Here is a 26521-nt window from a genome sequence, read left to right on the forward strand (position 1 = left end):
GCAAGTGCTTTTCTATGTCAGACGTATCAGCCTTTGATGACGCTGATGAAGCCGGAGAGGATGGCGGCGTTGAGCAAGTCAACGAAGAACGCACCCACCATAGGCACAATCAAGAAGGCTTTGTGAGATGGGCCGAAAGTTTGGGTAATGGACTGCATGTTGGCAACGGCGGTCGGGGTGGCACCCAAACCGAAGCCGCAGTGGCCGGCTGCCAATACGGCAGAGTCGTAGTCGCGACCCATGAAGACGTAGGTAACGAAGGTTGCGTACAGAATCATCACAACGGTTTGTACAGCCAAGATGATGGTCACAGGGCCTGCGAGACCGGTCAATTCCCACAGTTTCAGGTTCAGAAGGGCCATAGACAGGAAGAGGGACAGGGAGGCGTTACCGAATACGTCGATGGCACGGTCAAACATATTGACTTTGAAGGCTGCAGTCAGGACGTTGCGGATGACCACGCCTGCAAACAGACACCATACGAATTTAGGCAAGTCGAAGAAGGCTTTGTCGTAGCTGTCCACGATTTCGGCAAATGCCAAACATGCGGCAAACATCGCGAGCGTTTCGACAGCGGAGTCAGCCGTAATCAGGCGGGTGCGCTGTGCTTGTTCGAAGACGTCGTCGGTTTGGTCGTTGTCAACTGGTTTTTTATTTGTTTCCAGAGGTTTGCGACCCATTTTGTTGATCAGGCGACGGGCAACGGGACCGCCGATCAGGCCGCCGAATACCAGGCCGAAGGTGGCGGAAGCCATACCCAAGCCGGTTGCGCCGGTCAGGCCGAATTTGCTTTCAAAGTCAGGACCCCATGCACCGGCGGTACCGTGACCACCGGTCAGGGTAATCGAACCGGTAATCAGGCCAATCAGCGGATCCAAGCCCAATGCGCTCGCCAGGCCGACACCGATGAAGTTTTGGACGATGATGAATGCACCCACTACGGCGGTAAAGATAACCAAAGGCAAACCGCCCGCTTTCAAACGGGAGAAGTCGGCGCTCAAACCGATGGATGTAAAGAAGATAAGCATGAACGCATCTTGCAGCGGTTTTTCAAATTTGAAGCTGACGCCGTAGGCTTCGTGCAGGACGAACAGGACGATAGCGGCAATCAAACCGCCGGCGACCGGCTCGGGAATATTGAAGTCTCTTAAGAATTTGATTTTTTGAACCAGAAATTTACCAACCAGCAACACGAGTGTGGCGGCAATCAGTGTGTAATAACTGTTGAATTCCCATTCCATGTTGTTTCACCTCCTAGAAATGTTTTTCCGAGCATCCGTTTTTGTTCCGGATGTAGTGTGTTTCAACGCTTGGCGTTATCTGCCAAGAGTCATGGTATTGATGCGCGGACAAGGCGTTTTCAGAAAGAAATGAAAACGATGACGTGTCCGTGAAAAATAACTGGCAAATATTAGGGGAATAGTTAAAGATTGTCAAAAAATGCGAGTGTAAATCTTTTCAGACGGCCTTTTGCCCGATGGCATGGTGCGCTTCGCGGCGCCATTGTTCTAATAGGGATGTTAATGATTCGGACGAAGTGTGGCCGTTGCTGATGGCGGCCTGCAGCCAATAGCAGGCAGTCGGAACATTACAGCCGACACCTTGCCCGTGATAGTAAAAACAGGCGAGGTGGTATTGGGCGGAAGGGTGGTTTTGTTCGGCAGCGATGGCGTACCAGTGGGCGGCCGCCCGAGGGTCTTGCGCCGTACCGAGACCGTAATGGTAGATGCGGCCTAAGGCCGCCGCCGCGTTTTTATGGTGGAATTCGGCAGCTTCCATGTAATTCTTGCGCGCGGCATTGTAGTCGGTGGGACGGCCGATGGCGTGGGCTTGTGTTTCCGCCAAACGGTAGATGGTTTCGGTTTGTTGCTGTTGCAGGGCGGCTGTTTTGATTTGTTCGTATTGTTGCGGATGGTACAGCGCGGCGTCGCTGATGAGTTTTTGTGCCGCGGCGGCAGAACCCAGCGCGGCGGCACGGTGGTAGTAATCGTGCGCGATATGGTTGTCGGCTTTGATGCCAAGGCCGTAGCGGTAGAGGTCGCCCATGATTTTCAGGGCTTCGGGATGGTTTTTCTCGGCGGCGGCTTTGGCGTAGCGTGCCGCTTGGAACGGGTCTCGTTCAGAAAGTTCGCCGGTTAGGGCATATTGGGCCAGCTTGGCCTGTGCTTCCGCTTGCTCCTTATCGGCGGCACGACGATACCATTCTAAGGCTTCGGGTTTACGTTGGGCGGCAAGAAGGTCGGCCAGCAGGGTTTGTGCGGCGATGTGGCCGGCTTGCGCGGCTTGTTCGAAGTATTGTTCGGCTTGTACGTGGTTTGGGCTGACACCTGTACCGTAGAAATAGATTTGACCGAGTTGCCAGCAGGCGGCAGTCACGCCGAGCGCGGCCGCTTTTTCGTATTGTTCGATGGCTGTTGCAACGTCGCCTTGTCGTTGATGATGGCGTGCCAGATGGTAATATGCAGGCGCGGCATATCGGGCAGCGGCAAGCTCCGCCCAGTAGAGCGATTGTGGATCGTTGCGCTGCGCGTGGTAACACATGAGGATTAATTGGGCTTCAGGGTGTCCCTGCTCACCCAGCCAGGCATATTCGTTGAGGAGCTGTCCGGTCGGGGTGCCGTTGTGTTCGCGTTGTTGCAGCAGGGTGAAGAGTGCCTTGGGATGGCGTTGGGCCGCGGCGGCTTCCAACCATGGAAGTGCCTGCTCCGGATGACCGTTTTGCAGCAGATGGTCGCCCAATACGAAAGCAGCTTCCGTATATCCCTGCTCTGCGGCCTGTTGCAACAGGGGCAGGGCTTGGGCGGTATTGGATTGTTCCAAAAGGGCGGCGGCTTGCCGGTAGAGGATATCAGGAGCGGCGGTCATGGTTTGCGGGCGGATATAAAGTGGAAGACGGATGCTGCGGCATATGGGCGGCGATACCGGTTGAGGGCTTTGTAAAAATTTTGCTCGGCATAGCTTTGTAGCGTGTATTGCCTTACTGGCTTATCTTTAGGATGTTTGGCTTGTTATATTGTTTTGCCTGGGGATACATCCATATTTTGTGCGTTACAAAGGGCTCAGGTTGAGTCGGTATGCGCTTATGACAGCTCGGTCATTATACTGTTTTTGTAATTTATTGTTAATGATAAATGTAGGTTTTTGTGTTTTATTTACATGGCAGTAGCTAAGGTATTGATTGCTTCAGGCCGTCTGAAATGTTTTCAGACGGCCTGAACTTTTCTTTCGCTAAATCAGGTTGCTGGTGTAGAAGAGTCGTAGGTTTTTTTGTTGGGGAAAAAGACCTGACTGTAGAAGTTGCCGTTAATTTGGGTTACGTTGAGGTGGTACATACGGTAGGCATGGAACAAGTCGCTGTCAGGTGGTGTCGGATGATTCCAAAATTTTGCTAAGGCATTTTGATCAGTAATGCCGGGAATGTCGTAATGGGCACGACCGAGGACTTTGACAGGCATGTTGTGGATCAATCCGGACAGGCCGCTGGTGCTGTTGATGGTGACCATGCCGAGGCCGTGGCGCAGGAAAACGGGCAGGGGGACATCATGGACGTAAGTCACACGGCCTTTGAGTTTGGGGTGTTTTTTGATAAAGCGTTTGATGTCGCGCGAGTAGTCGATAAAGCCGCGGTCCATCGGATGATGCTTGATGATGAGGTTGGTATCGGCAGGCGCGTGCGCGGCAAAGGAGGCCAAAACATGGAGCAGGAAGCTGCGGATGCTGGAAAAGTCGCAATGGATGCGGACTTGGCTGTCGTTGAATACCTGCAAGGGAACAATAAAAAACTTGCCGTATTTGCCCGCCTCCACGCGTTTAGCGATTTGGATGTCTTCAATATAGTAGTTCAAACGCTTGAGGATGGAGATCGACCACAGTTTGAGGTAATGGCCGGCATTGGATGCGCGGTGGTGGATGTAGTTCGGGTACTTGTTCGGGTTGCGGAACAATTCGATATAGTAACGGACGGCGTTTTTGGCCATGGGCATAAACCCGCCGCGTACCGGCGTCGGCGCTTTGTATTCTTGCTGGGCCAGCTTGGGGAATTGTTCCAAAAAAAAGTCGGCACGGCGCGGCAGAGGGGAAAATGCGTTGACGCCGTCTTTTTCTAAGGTGATGTAGTAGGGGCGGAAATAGCCTTCTTCAAACGCCCAGAAACTGGCTTGGTTTTCGTTTGCAATGCGTTTTGCGATGATGTGATAAGGGCGTGTGTCGCCAAAGCAGACAACGGCCTGGATGTGATGTTGAACGATGTATTCGTGCAAAAATTCAGGAAAGGCATCGTAGCTGTCGTTAAAAACAACGGTATGAGCTTGAGTGGGCGGATAAAAATAGTCGTCGCCTGCATTAAAGTTGAATTTATGTACAGTTTTGCCGTTTTCAGTCAGCCAATTGGCAAGGCGCAGAAAAAAATCGCCGACAGGACCTTGAAGCAGCAGGATATTTTCTGCGCTTTCGAGCAGGTTTTGCAGGTTGTTTTGGAGGACGGTCTGTTTCATGTCGCAATGTGGTTTTGTTTTTTATGTAATAGTTTTAGGTTGAACTTTCAAGCATACGCCAAGAGAATTAACGATGCAAAGGCAACGATGCCGCAACAGAGGCAAGTTCATGACGTATTGTTAATTTAGATGGTGTTTATTTGAAAGATAGATATAGTTGTTTGATTTTACACAATTTTTTAGCAAAGTACCCACGATGTAATCCGTTGTTGTTTTTTTGCATATTTTTTTGTCGTATCAGGATTTGGGCAGCGGTTTCCGCATTGATGGCCTGATGGGTTTCGGGGTGGATGTAGTCGGGATAGTGGATGAGCGTGCCTGCAATCAGCTGCCAAAGCTCAAGCCTGCGGCTGCGGCGCAGAATGGGGAGCAGATCTTGGGTAAGCCCCCAGCCTGCATAGAAAGGCAGGCCGTAGCAGCTGACTTTTTTGCCGCGCAACAAGGCTTCAAAACCGGTCAGCGAAGTCATGGTATGTATTTCGTCTGCGTATCGGAGACAGGTCAGGATATCGGCTTGTTCGGCGGTTTGGTCGGCATATCGTGCAGCATCTTCAGGGGAAATATGGCCGATACGGTTACCGCTGACTACATCAGGATGCGGTTTGTAGATGATATAGGTATCGGGATTGCGTTCGCGTACGGTACGGAGCAGATCCAGATTGCGATAGATTTGGGGCGAACCGTAGCGGATAGACGCGTCATCTTCAACTTGGCCGGGAACGAGAATCACGGTTTTGTCGGTTGACGGGGCGGTAAAGTCTGAGTTGCCGACGTTGTATTTGCTGATGTGGTTTTCGGTCAGCATTTTTTGCAGTTTCAAGGCTGTCTGAAAGTCTTGATCGTCGAAGTTTTGGTTTTGCAGGATGTGTTCAAGACGGGACGGGGTTTCGGCGTTGAAATAAATGCCCATATCGTCGGTAACGAGCGACAGTGGTGGGACTAAATTAGAACCAAGCCCGACCGAGCGGATAAAGCCGTCTTCCATGCGCAGCAGGGGGATGTTGTGTTGTTCGGCAAAACGGACGATGGCCTCTTTGCCGTTGCCCCAAGCAAGGATGCGTGCATCGTTGGATAGTTTGACCCCTGCCAGTTTTTGTGTGGAGGCGATAAATTTCAGACGGCATGAGGGTACGTTAAAGAACGGTTTGGCAACCGCGCGTTTCCACAAAGACATGCCGACGCAATATAACTCACCACGCAATTTGTCGTTTTTGCGTTTGACCGTCGCCAGATAGTCGATAACATCAAAGAGGCTGCCTGCTTCGCCGGTATTGGGATTGAGGTAGCGGCTGTATTGCAGATAGGCTGCGGCAAAGAGCTGCAGCAAGTTGCGGGGGGCGCGGCGTTGGGTTTGAACAAGGCTGTCGATTTGTGGGTGGCGGTCGTCGCTTACGCCCCATCCGGCATACCACGGCAGGCCGAAAGTGGTCAGCGGTTTGCCGCATAAAAGCGCCTCAAAACCCATTTGCGAGGTAACGCAATAAACTTTATCGATGTTTTGCAACAAAGAAATCGGATTGATGTCTTCTGCTAAAAGATGGACGCGGTGTTGCTGCGCCAGTTGGGTCAGATAGCCTTGTTTTTTGCCGCACAAAACATCGGGATGGGTTTTGACCCAGATATCGGCTTGTGGGTTTTCATTTAAGGCCGTCTGAAACATCAGTTCAAACGTAGAGGCGTCTGCGCCGCCATACTGGATGGCCATATCGCCGAAGGTTTGATCAATGATGAGGACGGTTTCAGACTTAGATGGGGAGCGCAAAGGATGATCGTCTGAAAGTTCGGGCGCGTGGTTGTATTTGGACAGATGGTGTTGCAGGATGAAATCCATCGCCTGTTGCGCCTGAGCCAAGGTTGCAGACGGCATGGTATCAGCAGCGAGAATCAGTTGTTCCAAACGCGAAGGACGTGTGGTGTCGTAGTAGATGCCGATGTCATCATAGACGATGGAGTAGGGCGGATAGCCGGCGACGCCCAGGCCGAGCGAACGTAAAAAACCGTCTTCCAATGCAATAAAGGGAAGCTGGTGTTCAGCGGCGAAAGCACGCGCTTTATGTGTCGTCGGGCGCAAACCCCAGCCGACAACAGCCTCTGCTCCTTTTCCGTCTTTGCAGATATGAAATTCAGGCAATAGGATGGAGAGATGGGGGATTTTGCGGATGCCGCGAGAGGGGATGTAGGCGTTTTTCACAATGCGTTTTCGTCGATTATTGTTATTAATGGATTGTAGGCCGTCTGAAAAGAGGAACATTCTTTCAGACGGCCCGAATTATTTTTTAAAACGTGACGGCTTCGGCCAATACTTTGCCTGCCAAGTCTTTAGGCGACAGGTTCGGCTCGCCTTGCAACGGCCAGTCAATGCCGACGGTCGGATCATTCCAAATCAGCGAGTGTTCGGCTTTGGGATTGTAATAATCCGTGCATTTATAGACGAACTCGGCTTCGTCGCTCAGTACATAGAAACCGTGTGCGAAACCTTCGGGTACCCACAGTTGGCGTTTGTTTTCTGCGGACAGGATCTCGCCTACCCATTTGCCGAAAGTGGGGGAGTCTTTACGCATGTCGACAGCTACATCGAATACTTCGCCGACAACCACGCGTACGAGTTTGCCTTGAGTGTTTTCGGTTTGATAGTGCAGGCCGCGCAATACGCCTTTGCCGGATTTGGAGTGGTTTTCCTGCACGAAGGTGCGGTTGCAGACTTGGGTTTTGAACCACTCGTCGCGGAAAGTTTCCATAAAAAAGCCGCGCGAGTCGCCGAAGACTTGGGGCTCAAGCAGTTTTACGTCAGGAATGGCGGTATCAATGATGTTCATCGTTTTATCTTTCATCTAAAGGCCGTCTGAAAAGTTTCAGACGGCCTCAAACATTATTTTTTCAACAGGCGCAGCAAATATTGGCCATATTGGTTTTTTGCCATCGGGCGCGCCAGTTCTTCCAGTTTTTCATCAGAAAGCCAACCGTTGCGCCAAGCGATTTCTTCCAGGCAGGCGATTTGCAGGTCTTGGATGTTTTGCACGGTTTGGACGAATGAAGCGGCTTCGTGCAGGCTCTCGTGGGTGCCGGTGTCCAGCCATGCGAAACCGCGTCCCAAAAGTTGTACCGACAATGAACCGTCTTCCAAATACATTTGGTTGAGGTCGGAAATTTCCAATTCGCCGCGGGCGGACGGTTTGATTTGTTTGGCGAACTCGACGACGCGTTGATCGTAGAAGTACAAGCCGGTTACTGCCCAATCGGATTTGGGCTGTTGCGGTTTCTCTTCGATAGACAGGGCGTTGAAGTTTTCGTCAAATTCAACCACGCCGAAACGCTCGGGGTCTTTGACCTGATAACCGAATACGGTTGCGCCGTGGGTCTTGGCGGCGGCCTGTTTCAATGTTTGCGTAAATGATTGGCCGTAGAAAATATTGTCGCCCAAAACCAAGCAAACATTGTCGTTGCCGATAAATTCTTCGCCGATGATAAATGCCTGTGCCAAGCCGTCCGGACTGGGTTGCACGGCATAGCTGATGGAAATGCCGAAATCGCCGCCGTCGCCAAGTAGGCGTTTGAAAGAGGCGTTGTCTTCGGGCGTGGTAATCACCAAAATATCGCGGATTCCTGCCAGCATCAATACGGACAGGGGATAGTAAATCATGGGCTTGTCGTACACGGGCAGCAGTTGTTTGGATACGCCGCGCGTGATGGGGTAGAGGCGCGTGCCGCTGCCGCCGGCAAGGATGATGCCTTTCATGGGTTTTCTCCTGAGTAGTGTGTGTTTGCGTGATTTTCAGACGGCCTAATATGGGAACAGGCCGTCTGAAAACTTATTTTCCGGTGCCTAAACGCTCTAAACGATAGCTGCCGTTCAATACGTTTTGCCACCAGGTTTTGTTGTCCAAATACCATTGCACCGTTTTGCGGATGCCGGTTTCGAATGTTTCCTGAGGTTTCCAGCCCAGTTCCCTACCGATTTTGGCAGCGTCAATGGCGTAGCGCACGTCATGGCCGGGGCGGTCTTGTACGAAAGTAATCAAATCTTCATAACGTGCCACACCGGCCGGTTTTTCAGGAACAAGCTCTTCCAGCAGGGCGCAGATGGTTTTGACGACTTCAATATTGGCTTTTTCATTGTGGCCGCCGATATTGTAGGTTTCGCCGACAACACCCTCGGTAACAACCTGATACAGTGCGCGCGCGTGGTCTTCGACAAACAGCCAGTCGCGGATTTGCATACCGTCGCCGTACACAGGCAGCGGTTTGCCGTCGAGCGCGTTCAGAATCATCAAAGGAATGAGTTTTTCCGGGAAATGGTAAGGGCCGTAGTTGTTGGAACAGTTGGTTACGATGGTTGGCAAACCGTAAGTACGCAACCATGCGCGGACGAGGTGGTCGCTGGACGCTTTAGAGGCAGAGTAAGGGCTGGACGGCGCGTATGGCGTGGTTTCGGTAAACAAATCGTCTGTGCCGTGCAAATCGCCATAGACTTCATCGGTAGAAATATGGTGGAAACGGAAGGCTTCGCGTTTTTCAGACGGCATTTGTTGCCAGTAGGCTCGGGCCGCTTCAAGCAGATTGAATGTACCGACGATGTTGGTTTGGATAAATTCGCCTGCCGAATCGATAGAGCGGTCGACATGGCTTTCCGCAGCCAAGTGCATCACGGCATCTGGCTGGTGTTGTGCGAATACGCGGTCGAGTTCTGCACGGTCGCAAATATCTACTTGCTCAAAAGCATAGCGAGGATTATTGGCTACCTCAGTCAAAGATTCCAAATTGCCGGCATAAGTCAGCTTATCGACATTGACGACAGAGTCTTGGGTGTTTTGGATAATATGACGGACAGCGGCAGAACCGATAAAGCCCGCGCCACCGGTAACAAGGATTTTTTTCATAAATTTCAGAGGATAGCCAAAAAATATAAATGGATTATAGCAGACAGAAAGTGTGTTTTTCAGATAAAGAGGCCGTCTGAAAACATCTCTTTCAGACGGCCTGTATCAGGTCAACTTAATCGTCGTAGCCATTTGGGTTGTTGCTGACCCAACGCCATGAGTCTTCCATCATTTGCGCCAAATTGCGCTTGGTTTCCCAACCGGTCTGCGCTTTGGTGTAGGCAGGGTCGGCGTAGAAACAGGCCAAATCGCCATCACGACGCGGTTTGATTTGGAACGGAATGGTCAAGCCGGAGGCCGCTTCAAAGGCACGGATGATTTCTAATACCGAATAAGCACGTCCAGAACCCAAATTAAACAGGTGTACGCCCGAAACATCGCTTTTCGCCTGCATTGCCGCCACATGGCCTTCCGCCAAATCCATCACATGGATATAGTCGCGCATACCCGTACCGTCGGGAGTAGGGTAGTCATTGCCGAAAACCGACAATTGCGGCAGCTTGCCTGAAGCCACTTGGCAGATATAAGGCAGCAGATTGTTTGGGATGCCGTTTGGCTGCTCGCCGATCAAACCGCTTTCATGCGCACCGATGGGGTTGAAATAGCGCAACAAAATCACGCTCCAGCGCAGATCGGCCTTTTGGATATCCGTCAAAATGCGCTCCACCATAGACTTAGACGTACCGTAAGGGCTGGTCGTATCCCCCGGTTGCATATCTTCCGTATAAGGCACTTTACCCGGATCGCCGTAAACCGTAGCAGATGAGCTGAACACAATCTTAAATACGCCGGCACGCGCCATTTCTTCAGCCAAAACCAAGCTGCCCGACACATTATTGTCATAGTATTTCATTGGTTCGGCCACGCTTTCACCGACTGCCTTCAAGCCGGCAAAATGGATGACAGCATCAATATCGTGTTCCGCAAAGATTTGACGCAACACTTCACGATCACGGATATCCCCTTGGTAAAAAGGCACAGACTTGCTGGTAATCTTTTCCAAGCGCGGGAGGATGTTGGCAGACGAATTGCACAAATTGTCCAAAATCACGGCATTAAAGCCTGATTTCAACAGGGAAACAACGGTATGAGAACCGATAAAACCGGTACCGCCGGTGATAAGAATAGCCATTGGTTTTCCTTAATTAAAATTGTGTTTGGAAGTCGTGAAATCGGTTGGCTGAAAATACAAACACGCTTTCAGATGACCTGATGTAAATGTTGTCAAAGAGGGATTGCTTTATTTGGATATTGTACATTTAGTTACCTGAAAAGTAAAAAAATATGGGATAATCACAGTGTTATGCACAGGGTGCAAAGCGTTATCATTTCAATTTTAATAAAAGGATCTTACCATGTCAGTATCTAACGAAGTTTTGGCGTTGATTTCACAAGTTGCACAAAAACAAGTGTCAGCAAATGAAGAATTGTTGTCTACAGGACTTATTGATTCTGTGAGCGCAATGGATTTGGTTATGGCCATCAAACAAAAATTTGATGTTGATTTGCCGTTTGAGCAACTGGTTGATATTTTGGCAAACTCAGCCAATATCATTCAATATGTTGAAAATAATTACAAAGGCTAAATCATGAAACAATTAAATGAATTCCAAAATCTTGATGATTTTTTGGAATACCGTTTCAGCCAAACTTCGGGAAAAGCGTTAGTTAATGATACTCAGGAATGTTCTTGGGAAGAATTGCGCGTAAAAATAGCCGCATTTATCGAGGCTTACAAAAGCATAGCAGATATTACCAAAAACATTCCTTTGGTGTTGCACGGCCATAAAGAAATTGATTTTGCAGTGGCAATTTATGCCTGCTTATTAAACAAAATCCCTTTTATTCCGGTGGATAGTATTTATCCTGAAAGCCGTCTGAACAATATCTGCCGACTGTCAAAAGCACGCTTTGTGTACCGTTCGGCAACGCAAACTTTTGAAAAGCAGACTGACGAAGAAGTAGAGCTGGCTGAAAAAGATTTGGCTTACATCATGTTTACTTCAGGAACAACCGGCGCACCTAAGGGTGTGCAAATCGGTCGTGAAGCTGTATTCAACCTGATGAAATGGATGAAAGAGCAGCTTAATTTAGCCGCACCTAATGTGTTTATGAATCAGGCTCCGTTTGCGTTTGATTTGTCAATGTACGAAATCTTTGGCAACTTGGCTTACGGTGGTTGCATTGTCATGAACAGTCGTGATGCTATTTCTAATCCTGCCACCTGGATTGATTTTTTGGCCAAACAACAAATTACTACTTGGGTTTCCACGCCTTCTTTTGCCATGCAGCAGCTGCTTAACCCTAAATGTAGTCAGGCTACTTTACCGAGTTTGAAAGAATTTTTGTTCTGTGGCGAAAAACTTGGCAAACCAGTAGTAAATATGATTTTTCAAAAATTTCCCGGTGTCCGTGTTATCAATACCTATGGTCCGACTGAAGCTACTGTAGCAACAACTTACGTTGATATTACGCCTGATATGCTGGCGGCAGAAGAAGAGTTGCCTGTAGGCGTTGCCGTGCTTAATTCCAAATTAGAGATTGTTGACGAAGAGATTTGGATTAGCGGTAATCATGTAATGCGTGGCTATCTGAACAACGAAACTGAAAATGCCAAACGCTTGGTCGTACACAGTGCAGATAACCGTACTTATAAAACAGGTGACTACGGTTTTGAAAAAAATGGATTGTTCTATGTACAAGGCCGTAAAGACGAGCAGATTAAGCTCAATGGCTACCGTATCGAACTTTCAGAAATTGAAGAAAAAATCCTTAACCTTAAGGAATTTGCCTTTGATAATGTGGCAGTAGTGGCTTTGAAACGCAACACAGGCGCAGTATTGCGTTTGGTGTGTTTCTATACAGCCAAGCAAAGTGCAGATACTCAGGCGATCAAAGACGCATTAGTACAAAATTTACCGTCTTACATGATGCCGTCTGAATTTATTCACATTGATGAAATTCCAGTCAGCACCAACCACAAAACCGACAAAAAAGCATTGTTGGAAAAATATCAGCAGGGTTTATAAAATGGATTTATATCAAATTCAGCAAAACATCTTACGAAAAGCCAAGATTGATCCTCAAAAGGTTAACGCTTGGATTTATAACAATCAAAGTATAGTGTTTGATTTTCTGTTGAACGACTATTTTGTCAGCGTCAGTTATACGGCAGTAGGACAAACCTTTAACTTTATTGAGCGTAATAAGAGCAAAATTTCTAAGATTTCCGGCTTCCATAAATTTCTGAAATATATTTCAGAAATTTATGGAAGTTACCCACAATCGGTTAATCAAGAAAAGACAGTATTGTCTTTTAAATTTGCTGAAGCCGATTGGGCAAAAATCGAGGATAAATTTAGTGAGATTTTAGAAGTTACTTCCATTTATCTTGGCAGCGAACTGTGTTACATCCTGAATGTTGAAAAAAATAAAGGCATTAATTTAGCCGAGTATTTGGATAAGCCGGAAGTTGAATATATTGGTGTTAAAGGCGACAGTAATGAGTTTTTCCTAAGCTATGCTCGGAATCATGGACTAAGTGATTATGTTTATGAGCTAAATAATAGAGGCTTTTTAGCTGTTGAACACAAAATGGGCGTAAGTGTGTTCCGTCGTGTGAACAAGCACAGTTATAAAGATCTTTTGGCTTATTTCCCAGACTCTTTCCATGAGTTGGAAAATGTTATTTATACTGTTGAAGCACCGAAAGTATTGAGTGCCAACAAGAAAAACCTATTGGTGTTGTTCTCTTATACCAATAAGAGCAATGAGAATATGGTTGACCGTTATTATAGCCACCCATTTCCATTTATCAGCAACAGCATTATGCCAAATACTTATATCATCCGTATGGCTGATGTATCAGACGCGTTTGGCAGTCACGGGTTGAATACAAAGTTTGATGAAAATATCGAAGACAATATCCAGCGTTTCATTAAGAGCCTGATGAATATTTATGGCGTAGATAAGAAAAACGTAGTCATTTGCGGTGCATCATCAGGCGGTACAGGAGCGGTATATCACGGCTTAATTGGTGGGTACAAAACCTTTGCAATCGACCCATTTTTGGGCAACCATAAATACTATGGCGGCAAAGATCCATTGTATCTGCACTCTATCCGTACGCCGATTTTGGAGACTTTCAAAAAGCTACCAGATGTAATTGATCATAACCTTGAAAATCAAGTGGTCATTTCATCGGCTAAAGTATCAGAGTTTTATCCGGATATTAAAGAGCTGAAAGAAGCATTGCCTACAGTTGTATTATGCGAGTTTGACTTTGAAAAAATTCAAAAGCACATAGATTTTTCAGGCAACACAGTATTCTTGTCCAATACCATTATCAATAATTTGCTGTTGGACATCCATATTACTGATTCGGACATTAATCTGAACTAAATGTGAAGTAAATAGACAGTAAGTTTAAAATTTACTGTCTATTTTTTTAATATTTGAACCATATTTATCATGTTTGGGGAATGTGATGGTAGATAAAACGACTGAAGAATTTCAGCAAGAAATTCTTAAAAATATCAAATTAAAAAATACGTCTGTTGATATTTATTATCAGCAGAATGTGTACTGCAATTTCAAATCTGACCGTGAAACACCATTTTCTGTCAGCTTAAATTTAGATTGGCAGAAGATTTTCCTGTTTTATCGTAATAAAAGTGAGATAGATAATATCGGAGAAATGTTTCCAAACTTCAGCTTATCTAAGCAGGATGGGGATAATGTATACATTTATGATGTCAGTACTTTGGATTTTGCCCAAACCTGTGCGGTCTTTATCAAATTGGCCGAGCGTGCGGAACAATATTTTTCTGAACGGCCAGTAGTTAACAGCCGTAAAAAAGAAGTGATGTCAGGCAATTATATTGATACTTCCGGAAATAAAATTACTGCACCTGATAATCTGCGAAACTGTCATTTCCAATTTCTAGGAGGAGGTGGGAATGAAGTTGTTATCCACCCTAATGCAAACTTGCGTAATGTGTTTTTTTAGGCAAAGACAGCAAAGTCTATATTGGCGAGAATGTTTCTATGCAAGGCCAATGGTGTTTGGGAGTAGACTGTACGATTAACATCGGCAGTAAAACTACCAGTACCAATCCGGTTTATATTACTGTTGCCGAACATACAACCTTGTCCATTGGTGAAGATTGTATGTTTGCCACTAATAATCAAATCCGTACTGATGATGCACACCCGATTTATGATGTTCATACTGGCAAACGTTTAAATGTTTCTAAAGACGTTACCATTGGAGACAGAGTGTGGGTAGCCTATGGCGCAACAATTTGGGGTGGTACAAAGATTGGTAGCGGTAGTATTGTTGGTGCATTTTCGGTAGTGAAAAAACATTTTCCTAATAACTGTGTTATTGCAGGTGTGCCGGCTAAAGTCATACGCAAAGATGTATTTTGGGAACGCAATAATGTTTTATACACAGATATAGATGAAGGTAAGGATTTAGCAGAAATGAATCATGTCACCTATATCAATTCAACAGTAGAACTTGATTAGTGCATCTAACTAGTAAAGGCCGTCTGAAAACATAAAAGTTTTCAGACGGCCTTTTTTAAGATAAGACAGAGATTACTCTAAACAAGCCAATTGTTTTTTCAGACACTCAGCCTGTAATATCTTGTCACCTTTAGCTTCGGCTATTTCAGCTGCCAGTTTCCAATATGCTGCTGTGTCTTGTAGAGAGAAACTGTCAAAATAACGTTGTGCTGCTTGATGGTTTTTCAGACGGCATAAAGCAGTTGTATAAAGATACATCGTTTCCGGTGAGGTTTGTGCAAAATCAGCCAATATTTTGGTGACAGACTCCCAATCTTGGTTTTGGGCAAGTTTTTCAGCTTCATACAAGGCCAAAGACGGATTCTCAGGATATTTTTGGCGCAGTTGGGCCAATAGATATCCTTCGCCGTCAGTGTTGCCGGTAGCGTACATTTTTTTCAGATAATCGATTGTTAAATCTTCAGGAATGAAGAGCAGATTTTCTTCAAAGGCACGGTTAAGCTGGGTAAATAGTTTTTCAGAATCACCGCGTAATTTTGCCAGTCTTGCAATCGCGATACGGCAACTTGGATCATTCTGAGTATGGTTTTCAAAAGCAACCAAAAACTGATGCGCGCCTTGTAAGTTACCAAGTTTCATGCAGAGGTAAGAAGCCAATAGCTCGGGTTTGAGATAGCCTTTTGTACGATCATCCAAGCTATCAATATACGTTTTCAGTAAAGCCAATGCTACAAAATAATTTTGCTCCGATAGCTTTTGTGCTACGGCTAACAAAGGTTGATATGAGTCGGGTAAGTCTGTACCTATCCGGGCAAACAGTTTTTCAGACGGCCTTTTTGCTTGATGAAACGAGGCTGCAAGCAATGCGACAAGTAAATCATTTTGCGTTCCTATATTCTCGTTTTCAGCAAAAAATTCCGCCCCTTTAACGGCATTACCGATATATAAGTCCATTTTCGCATGCCAGTAACCTGCGGTATCGGGATAATCAGGTAACAGCTTTTGCAAAGTGTCAAACTGTTTGCTTTCAAATAAAGCGTTCAGATAACGATGGCGATAATCAGCTGTTTCTTCCGCATTCAGACGGCCTGTATCAAGTAGAGTTTGGATACGGCTTGCAGCCAAGTCCCATACCTGATGATTTTCTGCTTGCTCAATCATATTGATTAAAATCGGCAGATTGTCAGCGGTTTCGGCATGGTCAAGAGCAGTAATAGCTTGATACACACGTTCGCAGTTGCCACCTTCCTGGAAGGGGAAGGTATCGCGGATGCGAGCAAGATATTCGGGTTTAGCATGTCCTGATTTTAAAATGTTTTCTAATTCAGTCAGCGTTTCATGCTGATTGATGGTAATAGGGCCAAATCCGTCAGTTTCGTAAGAGAAATAGCCTTTTTGATAGGTGTGCGTACCTGAAAAGAAGGCTTCTTTATCAAATTGATAGTAAATAATTGCCTTATTCAGATAGGCCATGTCAAATGCTACTGATGAGTAGTCGGTAATCAATACGGCGCAACGTCCGAAAAGATTTTGAATACTTTCAGTTTCACGCAGTCCACTCCAGATTTTTATATAGGTAGGGACATTCATTACTTCCAAATAGGGCTCGATATTTGGGTGTGGTGCAAAAATTACTTCGTAGCCGTAGGTTTCTGCCATTTCCTTCAGGCGCTGGTCGTGAAGCAGAGCCTGCCAGTAACGGGCATAGTCAGTTTCCATAAAAGCACTGTTGAGCGTACGAGTATTGCTACCTGTACCGATATTTTGACCGACAATGTTATTGCGCCAAGTTGGCATAATCAGGATCTTGCGACTGTCGGGCTTATTTTTTGATAGTAAGGAGTCGTAGCGTGGAAATCCAGTTAGTGCTACTTCTTTTTCGGTCAGCTTGTAGGTATTGAAGTCAGCCTTAATCGAGCGACTTTCTGGCTCAGTAGTGGTAATGAAACAGTGTAGGTTTTGTTTGCTATTTGTCCATGCAGAAAGATTGTCTTTGGTTACTCCGTGCTGAAGAAAGACAAATTTTTTGCTGTGTTCGTATAAATCCCCAAAATAATTGTTGATGTGTTTTTCCAAATGACTGGAAATGATTTTTTCAGCTTTACACAAATGTCGTTCATATTCACTACCGCCGAATTCTACAAGTTTGAAGCCTTCCTGTTCGAGACGGTTCCAGTCTGGGGCAGTTTTGTTAAGTACGAAATAGCAAGTTTGTTCAGGGTGGTTCTGCATCATATAACGATAAAAATGCTCGGCGTTGTCATCGGCTTTGGTTTCCCTGTCCATCAAGAGCCAACTGCCGTCTGAAAGGTATTTTTCAGACGGCGTAAATAAACCGGTAAGTTCATTTAATGCGATGCCGTGCATAAAGGTTTTACCTTTAATCGAAATTCGCATTGCTTTTTTGTTGAGTAGGATATTAATTTTAGTGTTGTCTGCAACGTCACCATAGGGAATCCACAAACGTTTTTCGTAAACAAATAATTGTTCATTTAGCTTATTGACCACGCTTTTTGCATAGACAGGAATAAGATCACGCCCATCGGCTTGCACAGAATATGGCTGGTCAAAATAGGTAAAATAGCTGATAAGGAACTGTTTGCGTTCACGATCGATGTTTTCAATATAGGCGATTTGGAATGGAGGCTCGCTCTGTTTGAACATTCCAAGCATACCAACTTTATGGAATAGCCATACTCCTGCTAAGCCAAATTCCATAATATTTTTTTGATCAATATAATCAAAAACCTGCTGCATTAGATCATAAAAATGTGATTTTTGTTTGGTATCCAACAAATCTAGACGTTCAGGTCTATTAAGCAATTGTTGAATATACCAAGCCATATCATATAATGCAGTTTTTTGTATTGAGGAGGGTACATACCCTAAGCGGTTTTTATAGTTTTTAAGCATAGGCAAGAAGCCGTACTCAAAAACATTAGAAAACTTTTCTACTTTTTGCCAAGAAGTATCTAAAGTAGATGTGCCACTTTCACGTTTTCGATAGAAATAGACGGCATCTCTGTCAAACACAGCTTTTGCATCCTGCAAATCTAATAAATAGTCTGCAATAAATTTGCCATCTTCAAAGTTTGGCTTAACATTGTGGTCAAACACCAAATTCTGTTTTTTAATATGGCTGACTCTGAAAAAGGTTGAGGCTGCAGACATATTGATAAATTTATCGAGCTTGGCAACATCAATAACGTGGGTTTTGTTAAAACGGAATCTTAGAGGATGACTATCTTTAATGATATTTTGATTTTCAAAGAAAAATTTCATATTAGTAGCTACAGTTACTGCCGACGGATGTTGGCTAATTTGAGTATCTACTGATTTGAAGTAGTCAGGGTGAAGATAATCGTCAGGGTCAGTAAATACTACCCATTCAGTTTGTGTATGTTGCAAACCCAGATTGCGTGCCGAGGCCTGGCCGCCATTTTCTTTGTAAAAATAATGGATATTTTGGGGAAACTTGGCTTGCCATCGTTTGATGATTTCTGCCGAATGGTCGGTTGACCCATCATCTACTAGAATGATTTGAATGTGTTTTTTGAAATTTAAGCTTTGTTTGACGATACTGTCAAAGTATTCATCAAGGTATTTTTCGACGTTATAAACGGCTGAAACGATTGTAAATTGATTATTACCTTCGTATTTTAAGGGAAGGTATTTTTTGAGTTTCATTACGCGTTTGGCGTACATGTCGCGGAAAAAGAGTTTAGGGTCTCGTAAGAGCTTCCGAAATTTTTTATTATTCATTTTTTTGACCTTTTATTTTTATTTGGTTTTGAAGTAATTTTCCAGCATTTGAATCAGTTTGTCCTGGTAGTTTTCAATCTGTTGCTGGCTGTGAAAATCGTTGGCACAAAAAGAGTGTGGCTGCCACCCATTTTTTTTATTTTCCAAGAGCTTGATATATTGGGCAGGCGCTTTGTTGGAGCGGATATTAAAATAATAACATATTTCATTACCTACTGTAGATTTCCTGTTTAAAAACATCAGCCAAGGTACGAGGAAGGTGGCAAGGTTGAGATCGTAGTTAGAACGGAAACGGTTGGATAAAAAGGCTTCAATCTCAGTTCGGTAGTGCTGCCAAGCAAATTGAAAGCTGCTTTTATGCAGTGGGATATAGGTGTGTACTAACGGACGATCGATGTGGCAGTCGTAGTGCTGTTGTAATAGTGCGATGCAGTTTTTTGAGGCGGAAAGAGTGGGTGTATCGGTTCCTCTTTCGGACATTTGTTTTAGGCTTTTGTCTGCAATAAAAAGTGAGGCAATGCCGTTGGCGTGAAAGAAGTGTTCCTTCGGTAATGGACGGGCAACAAATACATCATCGTTAAAATAGATGAAGTGTTCATTTAGATTGGGAATGTTGTGCAGGTGTGCTTCGATTACATGCGAATTGAAGGTGGGCAGGTATTGCGGGGCAATGATTTGACTGTGATCTATTATGCTGACGTTGGGATAGTCGGCAGGATTGAGCCAATCGGGGCGTTGGTTGTCGGTAATGATGTAGATATGGTTAACCCACGGCAGGAAGGTACGCACGCTGTGAAGTGAATAGTAAAGTTCGTTGTGGTTGCTGAAACGGGCTTCGTCATTATTGTGGAGTGCGTTTTGTTCGGCGGTAGGGCTATATTGGCGGCGACGCTGCTGCCATTTGGGATCTTGGTTATTTACCCATGTGAAAACGACATCAACTTTAATAGGAGGAAGGTTGATACTATTTTCAAGTTCGGCTAAATACAGGGTGTTGTCGATAATGACCGGTTCGTCAGACTCTGTTGTACGCTGTTCGGCGTTGCGGACAGGGTATCTTTTGTTGAGATAGTCGCGGAAGAATACACCTGGTTGTCGAATCAGTTTTTTAAGTTTTCTCATGACGGTATTCGCTGTAATGTGATGTTTTTTGATACTTATGTCAGGTTTTCAGACGGCCTAATATTTCATCAGGTGTTATAATGGCTGTGCGTAATTAAAAGTATAGTGAGATTTAATCAATGTTGAAAGCAGAATGTCTTACCCGCAGGGGCATGTTATTGTTGTATGTCAGTCTGTTGGCTGCATGCTCTTCTCTTCCTAATTCTGGTCCGAGTACGCGAAATGTTGTTGCTTTGGGGCAACAGCAGGCTACAGCCGAAGTGCCGGAGGTGGAATTGATTGATGTGAATGGTGCGGTAGCTCAGTCGCTATATCAAGCGCAAGTTAATCAGTCATTTGCTCAGCTGGGCGATGGTACGTCATCAATAGGGGCTATCAATATAGGTGATGTGCTGGACATTACGATTTGGGAAGCTCCTCCGGCTGTGCTGTTCGGTGGGGCTTTGTCGTCTACCGGTTCGGGTAATGCTCAGCAAACGAAGCTTCCTGAACAGATGGTCAGCTCTGCAGGTACGATTTCTGTGCCGTTTATCGGCGATGTGTCTGTCCTCGGTAAAACACCGGTTCAGGTGCAAAACATTATTAAAGGCCGTCTGAAAAAAATGGCGAACCAGCCGCAGGTAATGGTGCGCATGGTGCAAAACAATGCGGCGAATGTATCGGTTATCCGCGCGGGTAACAGTGTGCGTATGCCTTTGACGGCTGCAGGCGAGCGTGTGTTGGATGCGGTGGCTGCCGTGGGCGGTTCGACTGCGAATGTTCAGGATACGAACGTACAGCTGACACGTGGCAATGTTGTCAGAACGATTGCTTTGGAAGACTTGGTGGCGCATCCGCGTCAAAATATTTTGTTGCGCCGCGGTGATGTAGTAACAATGATTACTAATCCAAGCACGTTTACGTCTATGGGTGCGGTTGGTCATACGCAGCAGATTGGTTTCTCTGTGAAGGGCTTGTCTTTGGCTGAGGCTGTGGGACGTATGGGCGGTTTGCAGGATTATCGTGCAGATGCGCGCGGTGTATTTGTATTCCGTTATGCGCCTTTGTCCGAGTTGCCTCCGGAAAAACAATCTAAATGGGTTGAAAAGGGCTATGGCGATCGTGCGGAGATTCCTGTGGTCTACCGTTTGAACCTGGCAGATGCGAATTCTATGTTTTGGATGCAGCGTTTCCCTGTGAAGGATAAGGACGTGGTGTACGTATCGAATGCGCCAATGGCTGAAGTACGCAAGTTCTTGTCATTTGTGTTCTCGCCTGTGGTTAGCGGTGCGAACAGTATTAATAATTTAGTGAACTAATGGGAAAAATAATGTCTGAGCAAGTTTCTGCAAATGTGGATGTGAAACCGGAACAACCAGCTCCCGAAAAGAAAAAGACCAAAAAGTCTTGGTTGCGTAAGATTAAGCCGTTGCTTTGGGTAACGGTTATCGTGCCGACTTTGTGTTCCGGTGTGTATTACGGACTATTTGCTTCTGATCAGTTCACATCCCAGTCCAGCTTTGTGGTGCGCTCTCCTAAGAGCCAATCGTCTTTGAACGGCTTGGGCGCTATTTTGCAGGGGTCTGGTTTCTCTCGTGCGCAAGACGATATTTATACCGTGCAGGAATATATGCAGTCGCGTTCGGCTTTGGACGCGTTGCGTAAGAAAATGCCCGTTCGTGATTTTTATGAAAAAGAAGGCGATATTTTCAGCCGTTTTAATGGTTTTGGCCTGCGTGGCGAGGATGAGGCGTTTTATCAATACTACCGCGATAAGGTATCTATCCATTTTGACTCTGTCTCAGGCATTTCCAATTTGAGCGTTACATCGTTCAATGCCGGTGAATCTCAAAAGATTAATGATGCTTTGCTCAAACAGGGTGAGGTATTAATTAACCAGCTGAACGAGCGTGCGCGTCAGGATACGATTCGTTATGCTCAGGAAGTGGTCAATTCGGCTGAAGAGCAAGTTAAAGAAGCTTCTGCCCAATTGACAAAATTTCGTGTGTCCAACGGTATTTTCGACTTGAAGGCGCAATCCGATGTGCAAATGGGTTTGGTGTCTAAATTGCAGGACGAGTTGATTGTCATTCAAACCCAGCTTGACCAGGTAAAAGCCGTTACGCCTGAAAACCCGCAAATTCCAGGTTTGATTGCGCGTGAGAAAAGCTTGCGCAAAGAAATTTCGCAACAAATGAAAGCGATTTCCGGCGGCGGCGAGGGTTCGTTGTCCAATCAGGCGGCGGAATATCAGCGCGTGTATTTGGAAAACGAATTGGCTGAGAAACAATTGGCTGCGGCGATGACTTCTTTGGAAAGTGCAAAAGCGGAAGCAGATCGTCAGCAATTGTATTTGGAAGTGATTTCCCAGCCGAACAAACCTGACTTGGCGCATGAGCCAAACCGTCTGTACAACATCGTGGCAACGTTTGTTATCGGTTTGATTGTCTATGGCATTGCTGTGTTGCTGTCTGCAAGTATCCGTGAGCATAAAAACTGATGAAAGAGCTACATAAAACATCGTTTTTGGAGTCGTTGCTTATCCAAAAAAGGGTAATCGGCGCACTCTTAATGCGTGAAATTATTACTCGCTACGGTCGTAATAACATTGGTTTTTTGTGGTTATTTGTCGAACCTTTGCTGCTGACTTTGGTTATGGTGTTGATGTGGAAGTTTTTCCGCATGCACAACGTGTCGGCTTTGAATATCGTGGCTTTCACGCTGACAGGCTATCCGATGATGATGATGTGGCGTAATGCCTCTAATCGCGCCATCGGTTCGATTGCGGCCAACACAAGCCTGCTGTATCACCGAAATGTACGTGTTTTAGATACCATTTTTGCGCGTATGTTGTTGGAGATTGCCGGCGCCACCATTGCGCAGGTCGTGATTATGTTCGCATTGGTCCTCATCGGTTGGATTGATGTACCGGCAGATATTTTCTATATGTTGTTGGCTTGGCTTTTGATGGCAATGTTTGCCGTTGGATTGGGGCTGGTCATCTGTTCGGTGGCGTTTCATTTTGAGCCGTTTGGCAAAGTTTGGAGTACCATCAGTTTTGTGATGATGCCTTTGTCCGGCGTGTTTTTCTTCGTACACAACCTGCCTCAGCAGTTGCAACACTATGTGCTGATGCTTCCGATGGTGCATGGTACAGAAATGTTCCGTGCCGGATATTTTGGTAACAGCGTTACGACTTACGAAAATCCTTGGTATATTTTATTGTGTAATTTAGTTTTGCTGCTGCTTGGTTTGGCGATGGTGGCGAGATTCAGCAAAGGGGTTGAGCCGCAATGATTTCAGTTGAACACGTTTCCAAGCGCTATCTGACCCGCCAAGGTTGGCGGACAGTCTTGCACGATATCAACTTCAAAATGGAGAAGGGCGAGAAAATCGGTATTCTCGGCCGCAACGGTGCAGGTAAATCGACGCTGATCCGTTTGATCAGTGGCGTTGAGCCGCCGACTACGGGCGAAATCAAGCGGACGATGAGTATTTCTTGGCCTTTGGCATTCTCCGGTGCGTTTCAAGGCAGTCTGACCGGTATGGACAATTTGCGTTTCATCTGCCGGATTTACAACGTCGACATCGATTATGTGAAGAACTTTACCGAAGAGTTTTCCGAGCTGGGTCAGTATCTTTACGAGCCGGTTAAGCGTTATTCTTCAGGTATGAAGGCGCGTTTGGCATTTGCTTTGTCGTTGGCGGTAGAGTTTGACTGCTATCTGATTGACGAAGTGATTGCGGTTGGCGACTCGCGCTTTGCCGATAAATGTAAGTACGAGTTGTTTGAAAAGCGCAAAGACCGTTCCATCATTTTGGTGTCACACAGCCACAGCGCCATGAAGCAGTATTGCGATAATGCGATGGTGCTGGAAAAAGGACATATGTACCAGTTTGAAGGCATGGACAAAGCCTACGAATATTATAATTCGCTGCCTTAAAGCGATTGTTTTTAAATCAGGCCGTCTGAAATTTCAGACGGCCTGTCCGTTGGAATTCTATTGATGAACATTACTCAAATTCTTTCCCAAGAACTCTCCGCCACTGCCGCGCAAATCAATGCTGCGATTGAGCTTTTAGATGATGGTGCAACCGTACCTTTTATCGCGCGTTACCGTAAAGAAGCTACAGGCGGGCTAGATGATACGCAGCTGCGCCAGCTTGCTGAGCGGTTGCAATATCTGCGCGAATTGGAAGAGCGCAAAACCGTTGTTTTAAAAAGCATTGAAGAGCAAGGCAAGCTTTCAGACGACCTCAGGGCGCAAATCGAAGCAGCCGACAACAAAACCGCGCTGGAAGACCTGTATCTGCCCTACAAGCCCAAACGCCGCACCAAGGCGCAAATTGCGCGCGAACACGGTTTGCAGCCGCTGGCGGACGTGTTGCTTGCCGAGCAGCCGCAGGACGTGGAAGCCGCCGCGCAAGGCTACCTGAACGAAAACGTCCCCGACACCAAAGCCGCGCTGGACGGCGCGCGCGCGATTCTGATGGAGCAGTTTGCCGAAGACGCGGAACTCATCGGCACGCTGCGCGACAAGCTGTGGAACGAAGCCGAAATCCACGCGCAAGTCGTTGAAGGCAAAGAAACCGAAGGCGAAAAATTCAGTGATTATTTTGACCACCGCGAACCCGTCCGCACCATGCCCAGCCACCGCGCGCTGGCGGTTTTGCGTGGCCGCAACGAAGGCGTGTTGAACATCGCGCTCAAATACCAGCCCGACGACACGCCGATTACGCAGCAAAGCGAATACGAGCAAATCATCGCCCGCCGCTTCAAGGTTTCAGACGGCCACAAATGGCTGCGCGACACCGTGCGTATGACTTGGCGCGCGAAAATCTTTCTGTCGCTGGAACTCGAAGCCCTAGGCCGTCTGAAAGAAGCCGCCGACACCGACGCGATTACCGTGTTCGCCCGCAATCTCAAAGACTTGCTGCTCGCCGCGCCCGCCGGACGGCTGACCACTTTGGGTCTCGACCCCGGCTACCGCAACGGCGTGAAATGCGCCGTGGTGGACGACACGGGCAAACTGCTGGATACCGTCATCGTCTATTTGCACCAAGAAAACAATATGTTGGCAACGCTGTCGCGCCTGATTAAACAACACGGCGTGAAGCTTATCGCCATCGGCAACGGCACCGCCAGCCGCGAAACCGACAAAATCGCGGGCGAACTGGTGCGCGGAATGCCGGAAATGGGGCTGCACAAAATCGTCGTTTCCGAAGCCGGCGCGTCGATTTATTCCGCGTCCGAACTGGCGGCGAGCGAGTTCCCCGACTTGGACGTTTCCCTGCGCGGCGCGGTGTCCATCGCCCGCAGGCTGCAAGACCCGCTCGCCGAGTTGGTCAAAATCGACCCAAAATCCATCGGCGTGGGCCAGTATCAGCACGACGTGAACCAAAGCCAGCTCGCCAAATCACTGGACGCGGTGGTAGAAGACTGCGTGAACGCCGTCGGCGTGGACGTGAACACCGCCTCCGCCCCGCTCTTGGCGCGGATTTCCGGTTTGAATCAAACCCTTGCCCAAAACATCGTCGCCTACCGCGATGAAAACGGCGCGTTCGACAGCCGCAAAAAATTGCTGAAAGTGCCGCGTTTGGGCGAAAAAACCTTCGAGCAGGCGGCGGGTTTTTTAAGGATTAACGGCGGCAAAGAGCCGCTGGACGCGAGCGCCGTCCACCCCGAAGCCTATCCCGTCGTCGCCAAAATGCTGGCGCAACAAGGCATTACCGCCGCCGAACTCATCGGTAACCGCGAGCGCGTGAAGCAAATCAAAGCGTCCGACTTCACTGACGAACGCTTCGGCCTGCCGACCATTCTGGACATCCTGTCCGAGCTGGAAAAACCTGGCCGCGACCCGCGCGGCGAGTTTCAGACAGCCTCTTTCGCCGAAGGCATCCACGAAATCAGCGACTTGCAAGTCGGCATGATACTCGAAGGCGTGGTTTCCAACGTCGCCAACTTCGGCGCGTTCGTGGACATCGGCGTCCATCAGGACGGCTTGGTACACATCTCCGCCCTGTCCAACAAGTTCGTCCAAGACCCGCGCGAAGTGGTGAAAGCCGGCGACGTGGTGAAAGTGAAAGTGCTGGAAGTCGATGCCGCCAGAAAACGCATCGCGCTGACCATGCGACTGGATGACGAGGCGGGCGGAGCAACCAAAGGCAACAGGCCGTCTGAAACCCGACATCAAGAACGCCGCGACCGCAAACCCCAACGCAACGAGCGCGCCCCAACCAATTCGGCAATGGCAGATGCGTTTGCGAAGTTGAAGCGGTAAGGTAGAAAACCAATTAAAGGTCGTCTGAAAACTTTTCAGACAACTTTTGCCGGCATTTACAATTGTAATGATACGTTTGTTTTAGTTAAATTCCGTTTATCTGAAATGGATTGTAGATTTTAGATATAATGGTATTTTACTCAAAATTACAAGTTGAGTATCTGTTTAGTATTTTGTTATTGTTATGAAAGATTATTGGAAAACAGATATTGTTTTAGACTACTTTTGAATATTGGGTTTGTAACCCATTCTATATTTATTAAATTAATAAAAGATATTTCGGTTGAAATTTTAAAATATGGTAAAGATTTTTATATGTATTTTTTATTTTATCTTTATGATATGTTATTTTTTATTAGGTGGAATTTTATATGTATACAGGAGAGAATATTATGATATTTTTATTATTTTTGTAAGAATTAATAAGTATATATTCTATGGTGGGGGGATCACTCTTTTTTTTCTTTCCTCTAGTGTA

General features: G+C 46.5%; 20 protein-coding genes. 10 read left to right on the top strand and 10 right to left on the bottom strand.

The annotated features are described in order from the left end of the window. Positions 1-26 precede the first annotated feature (26 nt). The 8 genes from gltS to galE all read right to left on the bottom strand — a co-directional run bounded on the left by gltS (position 27) and on the right by galE (position 10502). On the bottom strand, positions 27-1241 hold the full coding sequence (gltS, locus tag ACTHTS_RS05780; protein ID WP_440369489.1) for a sodium/glutamate symporter: 1215 nt from the start codon (positions 1239-1241) through the stop codon (positions 27-29). A gap of 217 nt (positions 1242-1458) precedes the next feature. Then, the gene (locus tag ACTHTS_RS05785) at positions 1459-2865 is read right to left on the bottom strand and encodes a tetratricopeptide repeat protein (protein ID WP_440369490.1); all 1407 of its coding nucleotides are present in this window, start codon (positions 2863-2865) and stop codon (positions 1459-1461) included. Positions 2866-3233: 368 nt separating this feature from the next. After that, on the bottom strand, positions 3234-4493 hold the full coding sequence (locus ACTHTS_RS05790; RefSeq protein ID WP_440369491.1) for a capsule biosynthesis protein: 1260 nt from the start codon (positions 4491-4493) through the stop codon (positions 3234-3236). A 136-nt stretch (positions 4494-4629) separates the two neighbouring features. Then, positions 4630-6744, bottom strand: coding sequence for a capsular polysaccharide biosynthesis protein (locus tag ACTHTS_RS05795; protein WP_440369492.1), 2115 nt, complete (start codon positions 6742-6744; stop codon positions 4630-4632). Between the two features lie 25 nt (positions 6745-6769). After that, positions 6770-7309: a dTDP-4-dehydrorhamnose 3,5-epimerase gene (rfbC, locus tag ACTHTS_RS05800; RefSeq protein ID WP_440369649.1), complete on the bottom strand. Its 540-nt coding sequence runs from the start codon at positions 7307-7309 to the stop codon at positions 6770-6772. Between the two features lie 53 nt (positions 7310-7362). Beyond that, positions 7363-8229, bottom strand: a complete 867-nt coding sequence (gene rfbA / locus ACTHTS_RS05805; protein WP_049349316.1) for a glucose-1-phosphate thymidylyltransferase RfbA — start codon at positions 8227-8229, stop codon at positions 7363-7365. Positions 8230-8302: 73 nt separating this feature from the next. After that, positions 8303-9370: a dTDP-glucose 4,6-dehydratase gene (gene rfbB, locus ACTHTS_RS05810; protein ID WP_440369493.1), complete on the bottom strand. Its 1068-nt coding sequence runs from the start codon at positions 9368-9370 to the stop codon at positions 8303-8305. A 115-nt stretch (positions 9371-9485) separates the two neighbouring features. Continuing rightward, complete coding sequence (gene galE / locus ACTHTS_RS05815; RefSeq protein WP_440369494.1) at positions 9486-10502, bottom strand: UDP-glucose 4-epimerase GalE; 1017 nt, start codon at positions 10500-10502, stop codon at positions 9486-9488. A gap of 223 nt (positions 10503-10725) precedes the next feature. Here galE and ACTHTS_RS05820 point away from each other — a divergent pair, with 223 nt between their 5' ends. The 5 genes from ACTHTS_RS05820 (at position 10726) to ACTHTS_RS05840 (ending at position 14899) form a co-directional block, all read left to right on the top strand. Continuing rightward, positions 10726-10956, top strand: a complete 231-nt coding sequence (locus ACTHTS_RS05820) for an acyl carrier protein (RefSeq protein ID WP_003747973.1) — start codon at positions 10726-10728, stop codon at positions 10954-10956. A 3-nt stretch (positions 10957-10959) separates the two neighbouring features. After that, positions 10960-12399 (top strand): AMP-binding protein, encoded by a 1440-nt coding sequence (locus ACTHTS_RS05825; protein WP_440369495.1) that lies wholly within the window; start codon positions 10960-10962, stop codon positions 12397-12399. 1 nt (position 12400) lies between these two features. Continuing rightward, complete coding sequence (locus ACTHTS_RS05830; RefSeq protein ID WP_150540577.1) at positions 12401-13771, top strand: XcbB/CpsF family capsular polysaccharide biosynthesis protein; 1371 nt, start codon at positions 12401-12403, stop codon at positions 13769-13771. Positions 13772-13856: 85 nt separating this feature from the next. Further along, on the top strand, positions 13857-14378 hold the full coding sequence (locus tag ACTHTS_RS05835; RefSeq protein ID WP_440369496.1) for a hypothetical protein: 522 nt from the start codon (positions 13857-13859) through the stop codon (positions 14376-14378). A gap of 38 nt (positions 14379-14416) precedes the next feature. After that, on the top strand, positions 14417-14899 hold the full coding sequence (locus ACTHTS_RS05840; RefSeq protein ID WP_440369497.1) for an acyltransferase: 483 nt from the start codon (positions 14417-14419) through the stop codon (positions 14897-14899). Between the two features lie 72 nt (positions 14900-14971). Here ACTHTS_RS05840 and ACTHTS_RS05845 read toward each other — a convergent pair whose 3' ends face one another. Both ACTHTS_RS05845 and ACTHTS_RS05850 read right to left on the bottom strand, forming a co-directional pair. Continuing rightward, positions 14972-18661, bottom strand: coding sequence for a CDP-glycerol glycerophosphotransferase family protein (locus tag ACTHTS_RS05845; protein WP_440369498.1), 3690 nt, complete (start codon positions 18659-18661; stop codon positions 14972-14974). A gap of 18 nt (positions 18662-18679) precedes the next feature. Next, the gene (locus ACTHTS_RS05850; protein WP_440369499.1) at positions 18680-19783 is read right to left on the bottom strand and encodes a stealth family protein; all 1104 of its coding nucleotides are present in this window, start codon (positions 19781-19783) and stop codon (positions 18680-18682) included. Positions 19784-19902: 119 nt separating this feature from the next. Between ACTHTS_RS05850 and ACTHTS_RS05855 the strand changes: the two genes are divergently transcribed. The 5 genes from ACTHTS_RS05855 to ACTHTS_RS05875 all read left to right on the top strand — a co-directional run bounded on the left by ACTHTS_RS05855 (position 19903) and on the right by ACTHTS_RS05875 (position 26043). After that, on the top strand, positions 19903-21081 hold the full coding sequence (locus ACTHTS_RS05855) for a polysaccharide biosynthesis/export family protein (RefSeq protein ID WP_371491978.1): 1179 nt from the start codon (positions 19903-19905) through the stop codon (positions 21079-21081). 11 nt (positions 21082-21092) lie between these two features. Further along, positions 21093-22262, top strand: coding sequence for a capsule biosynthesis protein (locus ACTHTS_RS05860; protein ID WP_440369500.1), 1170 nt, complete (start codon positions 21093-21095; stop codon positions 22260-22262). Then, positions 22262-23059, top strand: a complete 798-nt coding sequence (locus ACTHTS_RS05865) for an ABC transporter permease (protein WP_296117420.1) — start codon at positions 22262-22264, stop codon at positions 23057-23059. The genes ACTHTS_RS05860 and ACTHTS_RS05865 overlap by 1 nt, the downstream gene beginning before the upstream one ends. Then, complete coding sequence (locus ACTHTS_RS05870; protein ID WP_440369501.1) at positions 23056-23706, top strand: ABC transporter ATP-binding protein; 651 nt, start codon at positions 23056-23058, stop codon at positions 23704-23706. Before ACTHTS_RS05865 ends, ACTHTS_RS05870 begins: the two co-directional genes overlap by 4 nt. Positions 23707-23769: 63 nt before the next feature. Next, complete coding sequence (locus ACTHTS_RS05875; RefSeq protein ID WP_440369502.1) at positions 23770-26043, top strand: Tex family protein; 2274 nt, start codon at positions 23770-23772, stop codon at positions 26041-26043. Positions 26044-26521: the final 478 nt, after the last annotated feature.

Origin of the sequence: Neisseria sp. P0019.S003 (assembly GCF_051957115.1) — a bacterium.
Lineage (GTDB): Bacteria > Pseudomonadota > Gammaproteobacteria > Burkholderiales > Neisseriaceae > Neisseria > Neisseria flavescens_D.

Coding starts and splice junctions, on each gene's coding strand:
- gltS (WP_440369489.1), bottom strand. CDS start 1,241: ATGGAATGGGAATTCAACAGTTATTACACACTGATTGCCGCCACACTC.
- galE (WP_440369494.1), bottom strand. CDS start 10,502: ATGGCTATTCTTATCACCGGCGGTACCGGTTTTATCGGTTCTCATACC.
- ACTHTS_RS05785 (WP_440369490.1), bottom strand. CDS start 2,865: ATGACCGCCGCTCCTGATATCCTCTACCGGCAAGCCGCCGCCCTTTTG.
- rfbC (WP_440369649.1), bottom strand. CDS start 7,309: ATGAACATCATTGATACCGCCATTCCTGACGTAAAACTGCTTGAGCCC.
- rfbA (WP_049349316.1), bottom strand. CDS start 8,229: ATGAAAGGCATCATCCTTGCCGGCGGCAGCGGCACGCGCCTCTACCCC.
- ACTHTS_RS05875 (WP_440369502.1), top strand. CDS start 23,770: ATGAACATTACTCAAATTCTTTCCCAAGAACTCTCCGCCACTGCCGCG.
- ACTHTS_RS05855 (WP_371491978.1), top strand. CDS start 19,903: ATGTTGAAAGCAGAATGTCTTACCCGCAGGGGCATGTTATTGTTGTAT.
- ACTHTS_RS05795 (WP_440369492.1), bottom strand. CDS start 6,744: ATGTTCCTCTTTTCAGACGGCCTACAATCCATTAATAACAATAATCGA.
- ACTHTS_RS05790 (WP_440369491.1), bottom strand. CDS start 4,493: ATGAAACAGACCGTCCTCCAAAACAACCTGCAAAACCTGCTCGAAAGC.
- ACTHTS_RS05850 (WP_440369499.1), bottom strand. CDS start 19,783: ATGAGAAAACTTAAAAAACTGATTCGACAACCAGGTGTATTCTTCCGC.
- ACTHTS_RS05835 (WP_440369496.1), top strand. CDS start 13,857: ATGGTAGATAAAACGACTGAAGAATTTCAGCAAGAAATTCTTAAAAAT.
- ACTHTS_RS05820 (WP_003747973.1), top strand. CDS start 10,726: ATGTCAGTATCTAACGAAGTTTTGGCGTTGATTTCACAAGTTGCACAA.
- ACTHTS_RS05825 (WP_440369495.1), top strand. CDS start 10,960: ATGAAACAATTAAATGAATTCCAAAATCTTGATGATTTTTTGGAATAC.
- ACTHTS_RS05865 (WP_296117420.1), top strand. CDS start 22,262: ATGAAAGAGCTACATAAAACATCGTTTTTGGAGTCGTTGCTTATCCAA.
- ACTHTS_RS05845 (WP_440369498.1), bottom strand. CDS start 18,661: ATGAATAATAAAAAATTTCGGAAGCTCTTACGAGACCCTAAACTCTTT.
- rfbB (WP_440369493.1), bottom strand. CDS start 9,370: ATGAAAAAAATCCTTGTTACCGGTGGCGCGGGCTTTATCGGTTCTGCC.
- ACTHTS_RS05870 (WP_440369501.1), top strand. CDS start 23,056: ATGATTTCAGTTGAACACGTTTCCAAGCGCTATCTGACCCGCCAAGGT.
- ACTHTS_RS05860 (WP_440369500.1), top strand. CDS start 21,093: ATGTCTGAGCAAGTTTCTGCAAATGTGGATGTGAAACCGGAACAACCA.
- ACTHTS_RS05840 (WP_440369497.1), top strand. CDS start 14,417: ATGCAAGGCCAATGGTGTTTGGGAGTAGACTGTACGATTAACATCGGC.
- ACTHTS_RS05830 (WP_150540577.1), top strand. CDS start 12,401: ATGGATTTATATCAAATTCAGCAAAACATCTTACGAAAAGCCAAGATT.